The 17344-nt window shown below is 71.0% G+C and carries 14 protein-coding genes; 3 read left to right on the top strand and 11 right to left on the bottom strand.

What is annotated here, in order from left to right:
- From ACFQV6_RS30395 to ACFQV6_RS30380, 4 genes are all read right to left on the bottom strand, one after another.
- A complete protein-coding gene (locus ACFQV6_RS30395; RefSeq protein WP_378031057.1) occupies positions 1-501 on the bottom strand; it encodes an RNA polymerase sigma factor in 501 nt (166 codons plus the stop codon).
- Between the two features lie 82 nt (positions 502-583).
- Positions 584-1639: an ATP-binding protein gene (locus ACFQV6_RS30390; protein WP_378031056.1), complete on the bottom strand. Its 1056-nt coding sequence runs from the start codon at positions 1637-1639 to the stop codon at positions 584-586.
- Positions 1636-2304, bottom strand: coding sequence for a response regulator transcription factor (locus ACFQV6_RS30385; RefSeq protein ID WP_378031055.1), 669 nt, complete (start codon positions 2302-2304; stop codon positions 1636-1638). Before ACFQV6_RS30385 ends, ACFQV6_RS30390 begins: the two co-directional genes overlap by 4 nt.
- A 12-nt stretch (positions 2305-2316) precedes the next feature.
- The gene (locus ACFQV6_RS30380) at positions 2317-3972 is read right to left on the bottom strand and encodes a serine hydrolase domain-containing protein (RefSeq protein ID WP_378031054.1); all 1656 of its coding nucleotides are present in this window, start codon (positions 3970-3972) and stop codon (positions 2317-2319) included.
- Positions 3973-4070: 98 nt separating this feature from the next.
- Between ACFQV6_RS30380 and ACFQV6_RS30375 the strand changes: the two genes are divergently transcribed.
- The 3 genes from ACFQV6_RS30375 to ACFQV6_RS30365 all read left to right on the top strand — a co-directional run bounded on the left by ACFQV6_RS30375 (position 4071) and on the right by ACFQV6_RS30365 (position 9035).
- Positions 4071-5231, top strand: a complete 1161-nt coding sequence (locus ACFQV6_RS30375; RefSeq protein ID WP_378031053.1) for an epoxide hydrolase family protein — start codon at positions 4071-4073, stop codon at positions 5229-5231.
- Positions 5228-5818 (top strand): TIGR03086 family metal-binding protein, encoded by a 591-nt coding sequence (locus ACFQV6_RS30370; protein WP_378031052.1) that lies wholly within the window; start codon positions 5228-5230, stop codon positions 5816-5818. Before ACFQV6_RS30375 ends, ACFQV6_RS30370 begins: the two co-directional genes overlap by 4 nt.
- A gap of 664 nt (positions 5819-6482) precedes the next feature.
- Positions 6483-9035 carry a hypothetical protein gene (locus ACFQV6_RS30365; protein WP_378031051.1) on the top strand — a complete coding sequence of 851 codons (2553 nt, stop codon included), beginning with the start codon at positions 6483-6485 and terminating at the stop codon, positions 9033-9035.
- Between the two features lie 73 nt (positions 9036-9108).
- On the opposite strand, the gene ACFQV6_RS30360 is transcribed toward ACFQV6_RS30365, so the two are convergent.
- From ACFQV6_RS30360 to ACFQV6_RS30330, 7 genes are all read right to left on the bottom strand, one after another.
- Complete coding sequence (locus ACFQV6_RS30360; protein ID WP_378031050.1) at positions 9109-9786, bottom strand: response regulator; 678 nt, start codon at positions 9784-9786, stop codon at positions 9109-9111.
- Between the two features lie 112 nt (positions 9787-9898).
- Positions 9899-12382 carry a DUF4118 domain-containing protein gene (locus ACFQV6_RS30355; RefSeq protein WP_378031049.1) on the bottom strand — a complete coding sequence of 828 codons (2484 nt, stop codon included), beginning with the start codon at positions 12380-12382 and terminating at the stop codon, positions 9899-9901.
- 36 nt (positions 12383-12418) lie between these two features.
- On the bottom strand, positions 12419-13264 hold the full coding sequence (locus tag ACFQV6_RS30350; protein WP_378031048.1) for a potassium-transporting ATPase subunit C: 846 nt from the start codon (positions 13262-13264) through the stop codon (positions 12419-12421).
- 5 nt (positions 13265-13269) lie between these two features.
- Positions 13270-15375 carry a potassium-transporting ATPase subunit KdpB gene (gene kdpB / locus ACFQV6_RS30345; RefSeq protein WP_378031047.1) on the bottom strand — a complete coding sequence of 702 codons (2106 nt, stop codon included), beginning with the start codon at positions 15373-15375 and terminating at the stop codon, positions 13270-13272.
- A gap of 69 nt (positions 15376-15444) precedes the next feature.
- Positions 15445-17091: a potassium-transporting ATPase subunit KdpA gene (kdpA, locus tag ACFQV6_RS30340; RefSeq protein WP_378031046.1), complete on the bottom strand. Its 1647-nt coding sequence runs from the start codon at positions 17089-17091 to the stop codon at positions 15445-15447.
- Positions 17091-17180 (bottom strand): K(+)-transporting ATPase subunit F, encoded by a 90-nt coding sequence (gene kdpF, locus ACFQV6_RS30335; protein WP_378031045.1) that lies wholly within the window; start codon positions 17178-17180, stop codon positions 17091-17093. The genes kdpA and kdpF overlap by 1 nt, the downstream gene beginning before the upstream one ends.
- The gene (locus ACFQV6_RS30330) at positions 17177-17311 is read right to left on the bottom strand and encodes a hypothetical protein (RefSeq protein WP_378031044.1); all 135 of its coding nucleotides are present in this window, start codon (positions 17309-17311) and stop codon (positions 17177-17179) included. Before ACFQV6_RS30330 ends, kdpF begins: the two co-directional genes overlap by 4 nt.
- Between the last annotated feature and the right edge of the window lie 33 nt (positions 17312-17344).

The raw sequence follows: 17344 nt of genomic DNA, 5'->3' as shown, positions 1-17344 counted from the left end.
CTATTTCGTGATCGACGGAGACCGCAGCGCCGCGGCGAACCGGTTGCGGGCGCGGTGCAGGCGGATGCGGGCGGCGTTCGCGGAGCAGTCGAGCGCCACGGCGAGTTCCTCCGCGGACAGCCCCTCCCACGCGACCAGGCGCAGCAGCTCCTGATCGGCGTCGTTGAGGGTGGCGAAGGCCGCGGAGATCTCCGCGGGCGGCTCGGGGGCGGTGACGACGGCGCCGCCGAGTTCGTGGCGCAGCCGGGCGGCGAGGTCGGCACTGCGGCGTGCCGACCGGTGCTGGGTGGCGAGCACGTTGCGGGCCACCCCGAACAGCCAGGCGCGGCCGTTGCCGGGCGGGAGGTCGTCGAACCGCCGCCACGCGACCAGGAAGGTGTCCGCCACCACGTCGGCGGCCGTCTCCGGCTGGCTGGTGCGGCGCAGGGCGTACCGCAGCAGGTCCTGATAGCAGTCCCGGTAGAGGCGTTCGAAGTCGGCGGTGCGGGATGCGGGTGCCAAGGCGGCTCCTTCACGAGGGGTGATGCCACCTACATGTCTGCCGGGCCGGTCCCATTTCATCGAAGAACGTCGAAGTAGGCGGTCACCGGCGCAGCGTGAGCCGGAACGCACAGCCGTCGCCCGCCGGACCGGGCGACGCGAGCGTGAGGTCGCCGCCGTGCGCCAGCGCCACCTGGCTGGCGATCGGCAGGCCGAGGCCGGTGCCCGCGACATCCGTCCGGCTGCGCCAGAAGCGCTGGAAGGCGCCCTCCTGCTCGGCGGGCGGGATGCCGGCGCCGTGGTCGGTCACCACCACGGCGACCTCGTCCGCCGCCGCCTCCACGCTGATCTCGACAGTGGTGCCGGCCGGGGCGTACCGGACGGCGTTGTCGACCAGATTCGTCACCGCCCGCCGCACGGTGGGTTCGTCGAAGGCGCACTCCGCCGCCTGCGGGCCGGTCACGGCCAGGTCGATCGTTCTCGTCGCGGCGAGCACGCCGACATCGTCGGCGACCGCACGGACCACGGCCATCAGGTCGGCCGGGCGCCGCGCGATCAGGCGCGCCCGGCCACGGGCGTCCACCAGCAGCTCGTCGATGGTCGCCTGGAAGCGGGCGGCCGCCGCCGCGGTCCTGCGCAGCCCGTTCCGGTACAGCTCGATCGACGGGTTCGGATGCGCGAGCAGCACCTCGGCGCCGGCCATCAGCACCGACAACGGCGTACGCAGCTCGTGGCTGGCCTCCTCGATCAGCCGGCGCTGGGTCTCCGCCGCCTGCTCCAGGCGATCGAGCATGGCGTCGATGCTCGACGCGAGCCGGACCACCTCACTCGGGCCACGGTCGAGCCCGACGCGCCGGGTCAGGTCGACGGCCTCGACGTTCTCGGCGACCGCACGGACCCGGTCGATGTCGCGCACCGCCCGTCCGGCCAGGCCCCAGGCGAGCGCGGCGGCCACCGGCGCGAGGGCGAGCACTGTCCAGGTCACCCAGCCGGACCGGGACCCGTAGGTGCTCGTGACCAGTTCGCCGCGGCCGGCCGGCTCCGTCTCGACCTCGCTCACCACGACCACGACGAAAAGCAGGAGCGCGGGCACGTAGATGGCCAGGAACCCCAGCACCGCGAACCGGGTGCGCAGCGACCGCCAGATCGGCGCGCTCACGGCAGCCGCAGGCGGTAGCCGGTGCTGGTGACCGTGACGATCAGCGCCGGGTCGCCGAGCTTGCGCCGGAGCCGGCTGAGGATCACCCGTACCGATGAGGTGAAGGGGTTGGCGTTGGCGTCCCAGACATGTTCGAGCAGCGTCTCGGCCGACAGGACCTCGCCCGGATGGTGCATGAAGTACCGCAGCAGCGAGTACTCCCGCGCGGTGAGGTCGAGCAGCGTCGCACCCCGCCAGGCCCGGTGGGTAACCGGATCGAGCGTCAGCTCACCCACCCGCAAGGTCGACCCGGCGCTGTCCTCGCGACGGCTCAGCGCCCGCAGCCGCGCCAGCAGCTCGGCGAAGTGGAACGGCTTGACCAGGTAGTCGTCGGCGCCCGCGTCGAGCCCGGCGACACGATCGGCCACCGCGTCGCGGGCGGTCAGCACGAGGTGACGCCGCGGCCGGCGCGGCGACGGGTCGTCCGGGGCGCACCGCAGGAGAGCGAGCCCGTCACCGTCCGGCAGTCCCAGGTCGAGGCAGACCACGTCGTACGCCGTGATGCCGAGCAGCTCCTCGGCCGCCGCGTAGGTCCCGGCCACATCCACCGCGTACGCCTCGTTACGCAGCCCCAGCGCGACCACCTCGGCCAGGTCCGGGTCATCCTCGACGAGCAGGACACGCATGGCACTCCCCTTTCACGCGGGCCGCCGGGCGGTCGCCGTTCCGCCCGGCCCGGAGACGGTCACCCCGTCGCCGGCGAAGTCGAGAGTCACATCCGGACCGGGTCCGGCCGGGCGGTACCGGTTCTCCGCCACCGGTACCAGCGTCAGGCCCGGCGGCTCGGCCGGCAGTTCCGCCCCCTCGATGTTGCTGTGCTCGTCGACCGCGTACCAGCCGAGGCGCGGACCGTCGCGCGTGGTCAGGGTGACGTACGTGCGCATCTCGCCGTCGGCGACGACGGTGCCGCCGGCGGCCACCGCGGTGATCGGCCCGTGCTCGGCCTCCGCGGCCTCGCGTTCCTCGCGGCCCTGTTCGGTCTGGCCGGCGAGCATGCCCAGGACACGCTTCTCGTGCGCCCGCAGGTCGTCGGCGGAGAAGCGGCCGGACGGCGGGAAAAGCGCACCCACCGCGTCGGCACCGGCGGCCGCGATCCTCGGCCGGTCACCGGCAAGGGCAACCTCGAACGACCCTCCGGTGTCCAGCCGGTACCTCCCGGCGATCGCGGCCGGGTCGCCACCGCCGGCCGGCGTGGCCGGTGTCGGCAGCGGGTCGCCGGCCACCAGCGACGGTACGGTCGCGGCCAGCAGCTCCTCGGCGGTGAGCACCGATCGGTTGGACGACAGAACGATCACCTGCTCCCGCGCGGGAATCCACACGACCGCCGTATTGTGGCCGACGTCGCCGCCACCGCCGGCGATGGCCACGATCGGCTTGCCGTAGACCGGGGCGTCGAAGGCCACCCAGCCGCCCAGCGTGTGTGACCGGCCCTCGCCCACCGGATGTCCCGGATCGGCGGCGAGCGCGGCCGACTCCGGCGTGACCAGCCCGCCGCGGAACAGCGCGTGGGCCCAGGTGGCCAGGTCCCTGGTGGTCATCGCCAGCGAGCCGTTGCCCTCGGTCGCCCAGTACGGCCCGGCGAAGTCGTTCGACCGGCCGGGCTTGCCGTCGTCGAGGTACCCGGCGGCGACGGGTCCGGCGGGCGGCGGGCGGCCGTGCCAGAAGCCGCCGGTGACGGCACCCCCGGGGAGCGTGAGGACGCGCGTGAGGGTGTAGTCGCGGTACGACATGCCGGACACGGTGTCGATGATGACGGCCAGCAGCGTGTACCCGGCGTTGGAGTAGGCGTTGCCGGTGCCGGGCGGGAACACCGGTTCCATCCGGTTGATCGCGGCGATCGCGGCGGCCCGGCCGAGCGGCTGGTCATCGGCGCCGATCGAGCCGCCGATCCCGCTGGTGTGCAGCAGCACCTGGCGTACCGTCGCCCTGGCCACCGGCCCGGTGATCGCCGGCACCAGTTTGCCGACCGGGTCGTCGAGGGACAGCTTGCCGCTATCGGCGAGCTGGAGGATCGCGGTGGCGGTGAAGGCCTTGCTGACCGAGCCGATGCTGTACACCGTGTCGGCGGTGTTCCGGGCGCCGGTGGCGTCGTCGGCCGTACCGTAGCCCGCGAGGCACTCGAACCGGCCACCGGTCGCCACGGCGACCGCGCCGCTGAACCCGGCCCGCGCCCACGCGCCGAACGCCGCCTCCCACTTCTCGTCACACTGCGGTTTCACCGATCCGGCGGTACAGGCCGCCGTCCCGGTCAGCATCGCGCCGATCATCAGCATTCGCCATAGCCGATTCCTCATGCCGCGAGGCTAGGAGCGGGGCTGCGAACGCGATGTGAACGAGACGGCGTGAGTGAGACGTCAGCGCGGTGAAAGCGGGCGCGCATACGGTCGGCGCCGTGCCTGATCACACCATCACCCCGTTCCGCATCGCCATACCCCAAGCGGCCGTCGACGACCTGGCCGGCCGGCTGGCCCGCACCCGCTGGGCCGACGAACTGCCCGAGAAGGAGGTCATCGCCGGCGGCTCCGGCGCACCCGCACCACCCGGATGGGAGTACGGAGTTCCGGGCTCCTACGTCCGGGATCTGGTCGAGCGCTGGCGCACCTCGTTCGACTGGCGGGCACGCGAGGCCGAGCTGAACACGTTTCCCCAGTTCACGACCGAGATCGACGGGCAGCGCATCCACTTCGTGCACGTGCGCTCCGCCCAGCCGGACGCCGTCCCGCTCATCCTGACGCACGGGTGGCCCAACAGCTTCGTGGAGTACCTCGGGCTGGTGGGGCCGCTGACCGATCCGGCCGCACACGGCCGCCCGGGCGCCCCCGCCTTCCACGTGGTCATCCCGTCCCTGCCCGGCTTCACCTTCTCCGGGCCCACCACCGAGCACGGCTGGAGCGCGTGGCGGACCGCCGCCGCCTGGGCCGAGCTGATGCGCCGGCTGGGCTACGGCCACTACGGCGCGCACGGCAACGACGCCGGAGCGATCGTCTCGCCGCTGCTGGGTGAGCGGGACCGCGAGCACGTCATCGGGGTGCACGTCACGCAGATCTTCTCCTTCCCGCGCGGCGACGCGGGCGAGTTCGACGGGCTCACCGAGGAGGAGTTCGGTGCTCTCCAGTTCGGTCAGGCGTTCGCCGAGCACGCCATCCACGACCGGTCGCAGCAGGCCCAGCCGCAGACCCTGGCGCACGCGCTGGCGGACTCGCCGGCCGGGCAGCTGGCCTGGACCGGCCAGCTGTTCGGCACCGCGCTCAGCCCCGACGACATCCTGACCAACGTGGCGCTGTACTGGTTCACCAACACCGCCGCCTCGGCCGCCCGCTTCTACTACGAGAACCACCGCGCCGCCCGGGCCATCGAGCCCACCTCCGTACCGCTCGGCCTCGCCGCCTTCGCCGCCGACTTCCACGCCGTGCGCAGATTCGCCGAACGAGACCACCACAACATCGTCGCCTGGAACACCTACGACCGCGGCGGGCACTGGGCCACACACGACGCACCCGATCTGCTCGCCGACGACATCCGCCGGTTCTTCGCTGAAAGGGACCTTCCATGACCTTCGCCGTACTCGACACCGCTCTCGACGCCCTGCGTCACGTCACCACCGCGGCCGTGGCCACCGACCGCCTCGACGACCCGACCCCGTGCTCGCCATGGACAGTGGCGCAGGTGCTGTTCCACGCCGCCGGCGACCAGCACGCCTGGGCGTCCACCGCCGGAGCCGGCTCGCCGCCGTCCTACAACCCGTTCGACCCGCCGCACCGGCTCGACGTCGGCGTCCAGGAGACGATCGCCAAGGCGATCGAGGCAGCTGTCGGCGCCTGGTCCGCCGTCGATCCAGCAGCCTCAACGGTACGCACACCGCTGCCCCCCGTACCGGAGATGGCGCCCGCCCTCGCGGCTGCCGCATGCGCTCTCGACGCCGCCGTCCACGCCTGGGACGTCGCGGTGGCGACCGGCCAGCCCAGCCCGCTCACCGCCGCCCTGGCCGAGCAACTCCTGCCGGCCGCCCACGCGACAGCCGAACCGCTGCGCGGCTTCGCCTACGCTCCCGCCCTGCCCGCCCAGCCCGGCGACGACCCGGCCGCCACGCTGCTGCGCCACCTCGGGCGCGACCCGCTCTGGACCCCTGCCGGCAACTGACGTCCCGGCTGTCCTCAAGGAGCGATATATGCCAAGGCTTTTCCAACGACGGGCGCTCGCCGTGCTGGCGATGGTGAGTTTGGGGGTGATGCTCGGCCCATCGCCGGCGATCGCTGACGACTGGTACCGGGACCCCTGCTTCAACGCCCAGCAGAAACACACAGTTCTGTCATGGGCCGAGAACGAGCTGGAGCCGGCGCCCAGCGCGGTAACGAAGCGGTACGGCAGCAACACTTCGAGTGTTACAGCGTCGTACTCGACGACCTGGACGGAGACGAAGACCGCCTCCATCACGGTTGAAGGTTCGCTCAGCCTCGGAAAGATCATCGAGCTGAGCATCGGAGCCGGCTATCAGACGCAGGTGAGCACGCAGGTAGGGGGAGTAACGGGCATTGCGGTGAACACCGTTCCCGGCGAATTCTTGACAATGACTCCGTACACCATGTGGCAATTCCGGAAGGTGATCACTTCCTGGGAGAAAGGTGATGGCAGTGGTCCCTGTGCCTTGTCAGCGACGGTAGCCCGGGTTCCCGCGACCACCGGCGTGTGTCCGTTGCACGATGGGAGCACATTGGCCGGTGAATGTGGGAACCTCCTCACGCGTCCGGGCGGAGGGCCGGGAACCGGCGGAATCACACCGCCGACGCCGCCGGGGCCGCAGCCGGTGACCGACGTCCGCAGCGTGGCCGACGGCACGGTGCTGGCGACGACCGACACCAAACGGATCTACAAGATGGTGGGTGGCGCACCCGTCTGGCAGGCGACCTGCGACAACGGGATCTGTGAGCCCCAGTCGCGCCCGACCACCCAGGCAGTGGTCAATGCCGGCCCGGCCACCCCGCGCAACGGCTCGTCGGCCGTCGACCAGCGCGGCCGGGTGTACCTGTTCGTCGGTGGCTCCCCGCTCTGGCAGGACTCGTGCGCCGCACCGGTCACCTGCGGCACGCCGGTCAAGGTGTCCGACTGGTCGATCGACGCCCGCGACCACATGAACCGGCTGCCCGCCGACGGCAACCTCGTGCAGGCTGTCTCGAACGGCACGGACCTGCCAGTCGCCGCAACCCTCGGCGGGGCGCTCGTCACCTTCGCCAACCCGCAGGAGGTCATCGAGACCGGCCACGGCATCAACTGGCCGCAGAAGGTGACAGCGATCAGCGGCAACAGCTACCACTCGCTGGGCTTCGACCCGGCCGAGGGCACCCTGATCCAGGGTGTGGCCGGCGGTGTCTCCACAGCGGTCGCCGCGATCGCCGGCAGGGCGATCATCCCGTTCGCGAGCCCGCAGGAGGTCATCGACTCCGGGCACGGCGCCAACTGGGCCGGCAAGGTGCGAGCCGTCCCCGCACGATTCTTCAACGCCCGGGCCAGGATCCCCACCGACAACACGCTCATCCAGGGCGCAGGCGGGGGCACGTCCACCCCGGTGGCCACCATGGCCGGCGGGGCGCGCATCAACTTCGGCAGCCCGCAGGAGGTCATCGACGCTGGATACGGTACGGACTGGGCGAGCAAGGTCCAGATCATTCCGATCCGGGTGTTCAACGAGTTCCGCGCCGACGTGCCGGCCGACGGGACGCTCATTCAGGGCATCAACGGAAGCACGCCGGTCGCCAAGATCGTCGGCGGCGCCGTGATCCCGTTCGCGAACCCGCAAGAGGTCATCGACGTCGGCTACGGCGCGGAATGGGCGCTGCACGTGCGGGCGGTGCCACCGCGGGCCTACCACGCGCTGCCCACCGTCCCCGCCACCAGGACACTGGTGGAAGGAAGCTCGGGCAGCACCCGGACCGCGGTCGCCCAGGTCGTCGGCGGCGCCCGCATCCCGTTCGGCAGCGGCGCGGACGCCACAAGCGTGTTCGGCCCCGAATGGGGAGCGCTCGTCAGGCGTATCCCCAGCCGGGCCTACACCGCGATGCCAATCACTGCGGTGGACGGCACCCTCCTGGTCAACGAGAACGGTGTGGTCTACCGGGCATTGCAGGGCGATGTCGAGCGGGCGGCGACCTGTCCCGAGTGGCCGGGGTGCTCCGGTCTGCCGAAGGTGCTGGACAAGCAGCTGGCGGGGATGCGCGATTACGGCCCGGCGGGACTGGCCTGGACCGACGTGAACGGCGACGGCAAGGCCGACTACTGCCGCCGGGCCGGCACGGTCAACCAGCAGAACAGCAAGGTCTCCTGCACACTGTCGACCGGTTCCGGCTACGGCACCACAGTCACCTCGGGCGTCACTGACTGGGGATACCTCGTCGGCCGGGAGTGGACAGACATGAACGGTGACAAGAAGGCGGACTACTGCCGGATCGGCGGCGCCGACAACCGCACCGACGCGTACGCGGTCTGCACACCGTCGACCGGCACCGGATTCGGCGCCGACATCGTCTCGGCGAGGCTCGACCCCGGGCAGTCCGCCGGCCGGGCCTGGGCCGACGTCAACGGTGACAGCCGGGCGGATTACTGCCGGGTGCGGGGAAGTACCAACCACACCGATTCGCTCGTCAGCTGTACGCCCTCGACCGGCACCGGCTTCGGCAACGACATCAACTCGTTCGCCCTGGACTGGGGCGCTGCCGCCGGGCGGGCGTTCACCGACTTCAACGGCGACGGCAAGGCCGACTACTGCCGGGTCGTCGGCACCGCCAACCACACCGCGGCCTACGTCTCCTGCACTGTTTCCAACGGGGGTGCCTTCGGGGCGACTTTCGTGTCCTCGGCGCTCGACTGGGGATTCGGCGCCGACCGGGTGTGGACGGATGTCAACAGTGACATGAAGTCCGATTACTGCCGCCGGGTCGGTTCGACGGCCGAGCCGAGGATCGCGTGCACCCTGTCCACCGGCACCGGGTTCGGCGCGACGGTGATCTCCCCTCTGGCGCAGTGGGGTCAGCCGGGCAGCCGCACCTGGACCGATGTGAGCGGTGACGGCAGGGCGGACTTCTGCCGGGTCCTCGGCACGGCCAACCACACCGACTCGTTCCTGTCCTGCCTGCTGTCGACCGGCACCGGCTTCGGCGCCGAGGTCAGGTCGGCAACGACCATCGACTGGGGATTCCATGTCGGCCGCGGCTGGGCGGACGTCAACGGTGACGGCCGGACCGACTACTGCCGCCGGGTCGGCGGCAGCGTCACCGATACCCGGGTGTCCTGCTCCGCCTCCACCGGCGGCGGGTTCGCCGCCAGTGTCGTGTCCGGCGTCCTGGACTGGGGCCAGGCGGACTAGCCGGCCGACGCTGAGCTGACCGACGGACCTGGACCGCGTCTGCGCGGTTCAGGTCCGTCCCGCCGCGCCGGGATCACGGCCGGTATCGGTAGCCCATTCCGGGTTCGGTGAGCAGGTGCCGTGGGCGGGCCGGGTCGGTTTCGAGTTTGCGGCGCAGCCGGGCCATGTATTGGCGCAGGTAGTTGGTCTGGTTGTGGTACTCCGGGCCCCAGACGTCACGAAGCAGTGACTGCTGGGTGATGAGTTTGCCGGGGTGGCGCAGCAGGTGGTCGAGCAGTTGCCATTCGGTCGGGGTGAGCCGCACCTCGGTGCCGTCGCCGGTGACCGAGCGGGCCGCGAGGTCGACGGTGAACTCGCCGATCCGCACCTGCGGTTCCGAGTCGCCGGCGGGTTGCACCCGGCGGGTGACGGCTCGGATGCGGGCGAGCAGTTCGTCGATGCTGAACGGTTTGGTGACGTAGTCGTCGGCGCCGGCGTCCAGGGCGGCGACCTTGTCGAGGCTGCCGGCCCGGCCGGACAGCACGATGATCGGGACGGTGGTCCAGCCGCGCAGCCCGCGGACGACCTCGGTGCCGTCCATGTCGGGCAGGCCGAGGTCGAGGATGACGAGGTCGGGCTGGTGGCGTGCGGCGGCGTGCAGCGCGGAGGTGGCATCCGGTGCGGCGTCGACGGTGTAGCCGCGGGCTTTGAGGTTGATCCGCAGCGCCCGCACGATCTGCGGCTCGTCGTCGACGACGAGGACCCGGGTCATGCCGCGCCGCCGGTGGGCAGCACGACGACCCGGCTCATGCCGCGCCGCCCGGTGGGCAGGGCGATGACTCGGCTCATGCCGCGCCGCCCGGTGGGCAGGGCGATGACTCGGCTCATGCCACGCCGCCGGCGGGCAGGGCGACGATCATGGTGAGTCCGCCTCCGGGGGTCTCGTCGGGGGTGAGGGTGCCGCCCATGGCCTCGGTCAGACCGCGGGACAGCGCCAGACCGAGCCCGACACCAGTGTGATTGTCGCGGTCGCCGAGGCGCTGGAAGGGCAGGAAGACGTCGTCCCACCGGTTGTGGGGTATGCCGGGACCGTGGTCGATGACGCGGAGTTCGATGGTGTCGCCGTAACTGCTGCCGGTGATCACCGGCGGGCGGCCGGGTGGGCTGTGCCGCAGCGCATTGGTGATCAGGTTGACCAGGACGCGTTCGAGCAGGCCGGGGTCGGCGCGCAGCGGTGGCAGGTCGTCGGGCACCCGCACGGTGATCTGCCGGCCGTCGGGGCCGATGTCGTCGAGGGCGCGGGGGACGACCTCTTCGGCGCCGACGTCGATGGCGGCGACGCCGAGGGCTCCGGCTTGCAGGCGGCTCATGTCGAGCAGGTTGGCCACCAGCCGGTCGAGCCGGCCGAGGGATTCGTCGGTGGTGGCCAGCAGTTCCTCGCGGTCCTCGTCGTCGAGCTGGATGTCGTGGCTGCGCAGACCGGCGACGGCGGCCGTGGCCGCGGCGAGCGGGGTGCGCAGGTCATGGCTGACCGCGGCGAGCAGGGCGGTGCGCAGCTTGTTGGCCTCGGCGAGCGGTTTGGCAGTGGCGGCCTCGGTGGCGAGGCGTTCCTGTTTGAGCGCGACGGCGGCCTGGGCGGCGAAGGCTTCCACGATGCGGCGGTCGGAGGCTTCCAGGATGCGGCCCCGCAGCAGAACCGTCAGTTCGTCGCCGGCTTTGACCTCGACGTCGGCGTCGGACGGTTTCGTGCAGGCGGGCCGGCCGGCGACGGCGACCACAGTGCCGTTGTCGATCAGGGTCACCGAGTCGAGCGCGAAGGTCTCGCGGAGCCGGTCGAGCAGGGCGATCAGTGGGCGCTCGCCACGCAGGACGCTGCCGGCGACGGTGGCCAGGGTCTGCGCGTCGGCCGCCGCCTGTGCGGCTTGCCGGGTTTTGCGGGCGGCGGTGTCGACGACCCAGCTGACGGCGACGGCGACGGTCACGAAGATGGCCAGGGCGAGCAGGCTCTGACCTTCGGCGATGGTGAACCGGCCGACCGGCACGGTGAAGAACCAGTTGAGGAGCAGCGAGCCGCCGACTGCCGCGAGCAGGGCCGGCCAGAGGCCGCCGATCAACGCGACGCCGACGACAGCGGCCAGGAACAGCAGGATGTCGTTGGTGAGCGACAGCTCCGGACCGATCTTGAGCAGGGCGACCAGCGCGGGCAGCCCGAGCAGGGTGGTGAGGAACCCGGCGACGCGGCGGCGCCGGGACAGGGCCGCCGGGACCGGCCCGCTGCGGCGTCCCTGACCGGCGCGTTCGTGGGTGACCAGGTGCACGTCGATCGACCCGGAGCGGGCGATCGTGGTGACACCGACGCCGGCGGCGAAGTGCTGCGCGAACCGTCCGCGGCTGGAGGCGCCGAGGACGATCTGGGTGGCGTTGGCGCCGCGGGCGAAGTCGAGCAGGGCCTGCGGGATGTCGGCGCCGATGACCTGGTGGTAGCTGCCGCCGAGACTCTCCACCAGGACGCGTTGCCGCGCCAGCGCGGCCGGGTCCGCCCCGGCGAGGCCGTCGCTGCGGGCCACGTGCACGGCGAGCAGGTCCGCGCCTCTGGTGCGGGCCGCGATGCGGGAGGCCCGGCGGATGAGGGTGTCGCCCTCGGGGCCGCCGGTCAGCGCGACGACGACGCGTTCCCGGGTCTCCCAGGTGGAGTCGATGGCGTGGTCGGCACGGTACCTGTCGAGCTGGTCCTCGACCTTGTCGGCGAGCCACAGCAGGGCGAGTTCGCGCAGCGCGGTGAGGTTGCCGGTGCGGAAGTAGTTGCCGAGCGCGGCGTCGATCTTCTCGGGCTGGTAGACGTTGCCGTGTGCCATCCGGCGGCGCAGCGCCTCCGGGGTCATGTCGACGAGTTCGACCTGTTCGGCGGCGCGGGCGACGGCGTCGGGCACGGTCTCCCGCTGCTCGGCGCCGGTGATCCGGGCGACGACGTCGTTGAGCGACTCGAGGTGCTGGACGTTGACGGTGGTGAGCACGCTGATGCCGGCGTCGAGCAGGTCCTGGACGTCCTGCCAGCGTTTGGCGTTGCGGGCGCCCGGGACGTTGGTGTGTGCGAGTTCGTCGACGACGGCGATCTCGGGCCGGCGGGCCAGGACGGCGTCGAGGTCCATCTCGGTGAAGACGGCCCCGCGGTAGGTCGTCTCGCGGCGCGGCACGATCTCCAGATCGCCCAGCATGGCCGTGGTGTGCCGCCGGCCGTGGGTCTCGACCAGGGCGATCACGACGTCGGTGCCGCGTTCGGCGCGACGGTGCGCCTCTTCGAGCATGGTGTACGTCTTACCGACGCCCGGCGCCGCGCCGAGGTAGATCCGCAGTTCACCGCGTGGCATGAATGTCCTCCAGGAGGCGGGCCGGCCACGTCCCGGTCAATCATCCAGGGCCAGGTTGAGGGTGAGGACGTTGACGCCAGGTTCGCCGAGGAAACCGAGGACACGGCCGTCGGTGTGCTCGGCGATCAGATCCCGGACCCGGTCCTCCGCGAGGCCGCGCTCGCGGGCCACCCGGGGTACCTGCAGCAAGGCGTAGGCGGGGCTGATGTGGGGGTCGAGGCCGCTGCCGCTGGCGGTGACCGCATCGGCGGGGACGATCGGATCCGCCGGGGCATCACCGCGGATCGGGGTGATCACACCGCCGAGCGCCCGGTAGTCCTCGCCGTTCTTCGCCGGCTCGACGGCGACACCCCGGTAGCTCGGCAGGAACGGGGTGGCGGTCTGGTTGACGGCGACCACCCGGGTGATCGGGCCGGTGAAGCCGTCGCGGTGGAAGACGGCGAGGACCGCGCCGGCACCGCCGGTGGTGCAGTAGGGGCGCCTGCCGTCGACGCCTTCGAGCCTGCCCACGGCGAGGCTGCGGGTGCAGACCTGGGTGAGCAGGCTCTGCGACGCCACTTCGGGGTCGTCGGAGAGGGTGTCGACGACGCTCTCCGGGCCAAGGTTGCCGGCGGCCGTCGAGGTGGGGTCGTATCCGGCGCCGGCGGCGGAGGGGCGGCTCTGGAAGTACCTCATGACCGGGTTACCGCCGGCGTCGGTGAAGGACTGGCCGATCAGGGTGCTGCCGGCGGGGACCATGGATCCGGCGGCCTGGTGGGACAGTCCGGGAAGCTTGCCGATCCCGACCAGGAGCAGCGGGTAGGCGAGCCCGAGAAGTGCGGTGAGGACGAGCAGCGCGCGCAGCGCCGCGAGGTGCTGGGCGAGCCAGGCAGGAAGTCGCATTCTGATCAGATCCCGGGGATGAGCTGGATGAGCAGGTCGATGAGCTTGATGCCGATGAACGGTGTGACGACGCCGCCGAGGCCGTAGATCAGCAGGTTGCGGCTGAGCAGCCGGCTCGCCGACGACGGCCGGTATCGGACGCCGCGCAGGGCGAGCGGGATCAGCAGGACGATGACCATCGCGTTGAATACGACCGCCGACAGGATCGCCGAGCCCGGCGAGTGCAACCGCATGATGTTGAGGGTGTCCAGGCCCGGATGGACGGCGGCGAACATGGCCGGGACGATCGCGAAGTATTTGGCGATGTCGTTGGCGATGGAGAACGTGGTGAGGGCGCCCCGGGTGATCAGAAGCTGCTTGCCGATCTCGACGATCTCGATCAGTTTGGTCGGGTCGGAGTCGAGGTCGACCATGTTGCCGGCCTCTTTCGCGGCCGAGGTTCCGGTGTTCATGGCGACACCCACGTCGGCCTGCGCGAGGGCGGGCGCGTCGTTCGTACCGTCGCCGGTCATCGCGACCAGTCGCCCGCCCTGCTGCTCCTGGCGGATGTAGGCGAGTTTGTCCTCGGGGGTGGCCTCGGCGAGGAAGTCGTCGACGCCGGCTTCCGCGGCGATGGCGGCGGCGGTCCGCGGGTTGTCGCCGGTGATCATCACGGTGCGGATGCCCATCCGGCGCATCTCGGCGAACCGTTCGCGCATGCCGGATTTGACCACGTCCTTGAGGTGGATCACCCCGAGAATCTGATCATTCTCGGCCACCACGAGCGGGGTTCCGCCGGAGCCGCTGATCGCGCCGACGATCGTGCCGACCTGCTCGGCCGGGTGCCCGCCGTTGCCGCGCACCCACGTGATCACCGCGGTCGCGGCGCCCTTACGGATCCGCCGGCCGCCGAGGTCGACTCCACTCATCCGGGTCTGCGCGGTGAACGGCACGAACGTCGCGTCGCTCAGCAGTCCGGGCTCACGCTCCCGCAGCCCGTGATCGTTTTCCGCCAGGACCACGATCGAGCGCCCTTCGGGCGTCTCGTCAGCGAGGCTGCTCAGTCGCGCGGCGCCGGCGAGAGCTTGAAGATCAACCCCATCGATGGGTACGAAGGACGCAGCCTGCCGGTTCCCGATAGTGATCGTGCCGGTCTTGTCCAGCAGCAGGGTGTTCACATCACCGGCCGCCTCGACCGCGCGCCCGCTCATGGCCAGGACGTTGCGCTGCACGAGGCGGTCCATGCCGGCGATGCCGATCGACGACAGCAGCGCCCCGATCGTCGTCGGGATCAGGCAGACCAGCAGCGACACGAGGACGATGCCGGTGACACCGTTGCCGTCGATCGCCGCGGTGTCCGGAGCCGCCGCTTGATACGCCTTCGAGAAGATCGCCAGCGGCTGCAGGGTGACCACCGCGAGCAGGAAGACGATCGTCAGCGCGGACAGCAGGATGTTGAGGGCGATCTCGTTCGGCGTCTTCTGCCGGTTCGCACCTTCGACCAGGGCGATCATCCGGTCGACGAAGCTCTCCCCAGGCTTCTGGGTGATCCGCACGGCAATCCGGTCGGACAGCACCTTCGTACCGCCGGTGACCGCGGAACGGTCGCCCCCGGACTCGCGGATCACCGGCGCCGACTCGCCGGTGATGGCCGACTCGTCGACGCTGGCGATCCCCTCGACGACATCGCCGTCGCCGGGAATGGTCTGCCCGGCCTCGACCACCACCACGTCACCCGGCTTCAGGCCGGTCGCGGGAACCTCCCGGCCGTCCCTCAGGTGAGCGACGGTGTCCTGCCGGGCCGACCGCAGTGCCGCGGCCTGCGCCTTGCCCCGGCCCTCGGCGACCGCCTCGGCCAGGTTCGCGAACACCACGGTCAGCCACAGCCAGACGGTGATCGCCCAGGCGAACAGGCTAGGGCCGGCGATCGACAGGGCAGTGGTGAAGACCGCGCCGGCCTCGACGATGAACATCACCGGGTTGCGCCACATGACGCGCGGGTCGAGTTTGCGCAGCGCGTCCGGCAGGGAGCGCCACAGCTGCCCGGGGTCGAGCAGGCCCGCCCTGACCGGCGTGGCCGGTGGTTCGGAATCCGGCCCTGCCTCGACCGGATCGTTCAGGGTCACGGTCATCGGGATGCCTTTCTCACGTTCATCGGTGCGCCGGGTTCTTCGGTGCGCGGGGTTCTTCAACGCGCCGGGTCATGACAGGGCCTCGGCGAGGGGGCCGAGCGCCAGTGCCGGGAGGAACGTCAGCGCGACCAGCACGACGGTCACGCCGGCGACCATGCCGACGAACAGCGGCCGGTGGGTGGGCAGGGTGCCGCCGGAGGCCGGGACTGGTTGCTGCTTCGCCAGTGACCCGGCGATCGCGAGTACCAGGATCAGCGGCAGGAAGCGGCCGAGCAGCATGGCCAGGCCCAGCGCGATGTCCCACCACAGGGTGTTGACCGTGATGCCGGCGAACGCGGAGCCGTTGTTGTTGGCGGCACTGGTGAAGGCGTACAGCACCTCGGAGAGGCCGTGCGGGCCCACGTTGAGGGCGGCGGCGTCGGTGCCGGTGGCGAACGCCGCCGCCGTACCGGTCAGGACGATGATCGGGGTGACCAGGAAGTAGAGGGAGGCGAGCTTGATCTCGCGGGCCCGGATCTTCTTGCCCAGGTATTCGGGGGTTCGCCCGACCATCAGCCCGGCCACGAAGACCGTGATGATCGCCAGGATCAGCATGCCGTACAGGCCGGAGCCGGCACCGCCCGGCGCGACCTCGCCGAGCATCATGTTGACCATCGGCATCATGCCGCCGAGCGCGGTGTACGAGTCGTGGAACGAGTTCACCGCACCCGTCGACGTGAGGGTCGTCGCGGCGGCGAAGGTCGCCGAGTTCGGAATACCGAAACGGGTCTCCTTGCCCTCCATGGCCGCTCCGGCCGCCTGTGGGACGGTGCCGCCGCCGTGCGTCTCGAACCCGACGGTCAGCGCGATCGAGCCGAGCGCGAGGATCGCCATGACCGCGGCGATGGCGTAGCCCTGCCGGTTCTGGCCGATCATCCGGCCGAAGACACGCGGCAGGCTGAACGGGATCAGCAGCATCAGGAAGATCTGCAGCCAGTTCGTCCAGGCGCTCGGGTTCTCGAACGGGTGGGCCGAGTTGGCGTTGTAGAAGCCACCGCCGTTGGTGCCCAGCTCCTTGATCACCTCCTGGGAGGCAACCGGGCCGCCGGTGATGTGCTGGGTGCCGCCGGTCAGGGTGGTCACGTCGGTGCCGCCGGACAGGTTCTGCACCACACCACCGGCCATGAGAACGATCGCGAAGAGCACCGACAGCGGCAGCAGGATGCGCAGCGTGATCCGGGTGAGGTCGACCCAGAAGTTGCCGAGCGTCCGCGCCTTGCGGGCGGCGAAACCACGCATCAGTGCCACCGCCACGGCGATGCCGACGCTCGCGGACACGAAGTTCTGCACCGCCAGTCCGGCCATCTGCACGAGGTGACCCATCGTCGACTCACCGGCGTAGGCCTGCCAGTTCGTGTTCGTCACGAAGCTGACAGCGGTGTTCCAGGCAAGGTGGTCGCCGACGGCCGGCAAGCCGAGCGACAGCCAGAGCCGGTCCTGCAGCCGCAGGAAGGCGTACAGGAACAGGATCGAGACCGCCGAGAAGGCGAGCACCCCGCGGGCGTAGACACCCCAGGCCTGTTCGGTGTTCGCATCCACGCCGACGAGACGGTAGGCGCCACGCTCGACGACGTTGTGCCTCCTGCCCGAGACCACCCGGTACATGTAGTCGCCCAGCGGCCGGTGCACCGCCACGAGTGCGGCGACCAGCGTCAGCACGAAGAGCCAGCCGGTCATCAGAATTTCTCCGGGTAGAGCAGGGCGACCACGAGGAAGGCGGCCAGGAGCACGGCCAGGACCAGGCCGATGGCGTTGACGGCGCTCATCCGCGTTCGGCCGCCTTGACCAGCACGGTGAACGCCGCGAACAGCGCCACCGTGAGCACGACGAACAGAAGATCAGCCACGGAGGACTCCCAGGAAGGTGATGACGTCTCGGGTGTTGCTCCGTCAGCCAAGCGCGCCGGAAAGCCCGTGCACACGGTTGTTCA

The organism is Actinoplanes sp. GCM10030250, assembly GCF_042666575.1.
GTDB lineage: Bacteria > Actinomycetota > Actinomycetes > Mycobacteriales > Micromonosporaceae > Actinoplanes.
This window is presented reverse-complemented; position numbering and strand designations above follow the sequence as displayed.

Coding starts and splice junctions, on each gene's coding strand:
- ACFQV6_RS30385 (WP_378031055.1), bottom strand. CDS start 2,304: ATGCGTGTCCTGCTCGTCGAGGATGACCCGGACCTGGCCGAGGTGGTC.
- ACFQV6_RS30380 (WP_378031054.1), bottom strand. CDS start 3,972: ATGAGGAATCGGCTATGGCGAATGCTGATGATCGGCGCGATGCTGACC.
- ACFQV6_RS30370 (WP_378031052.1), top strand. CDS start 5,228: ATGACCTTCGCCGTACTCGACACCGCTCTCGACGCCCTGCGTCACGTC.
- ACFQV6_RS30360 (WP_378031050.1), bottom strand. CDS start 9,786: ATGACCCGGGTCCTCGTCGTCGACGACGAGCCGCAGATCGTGCGGGCG.
- ACFQV6_RS30355 (WP_378031049.1), bottom strand. CDS start 12,382: ATGCCACGCGGTGAACTGCGGATCTACCTCGGCGCGGCGCCGGGCGTC.
- ACFQV6_RS30350 (WP_378031048.1), bottom strand. CDS start 13,264: ATGCGACTTCCTGCCTGGCTCGCCCAGCACCTCGCGGCGCTGCGCGCG.
- kdpB (WP_378031047.1), bottom strand. CDS start 15,375: ATGACCGTGACCCTGAACGATCCGGTCGAGGCAGGGCCGGATTCCGAA.
- kdpA (WP_378031046.1), bottom strand. CDS start 17,091: ATGACCGGCTGGCTCTTCGTGCTGACGCTGGTCGCCGCACTCGTGGCG.
- kdpF (WP_378031045.1), bottom strand. CDS start 17,180: ATGAGCGCCGTCAACGCCATCGGCCTGGTCCTGGCCGTGCTCCTGGCC.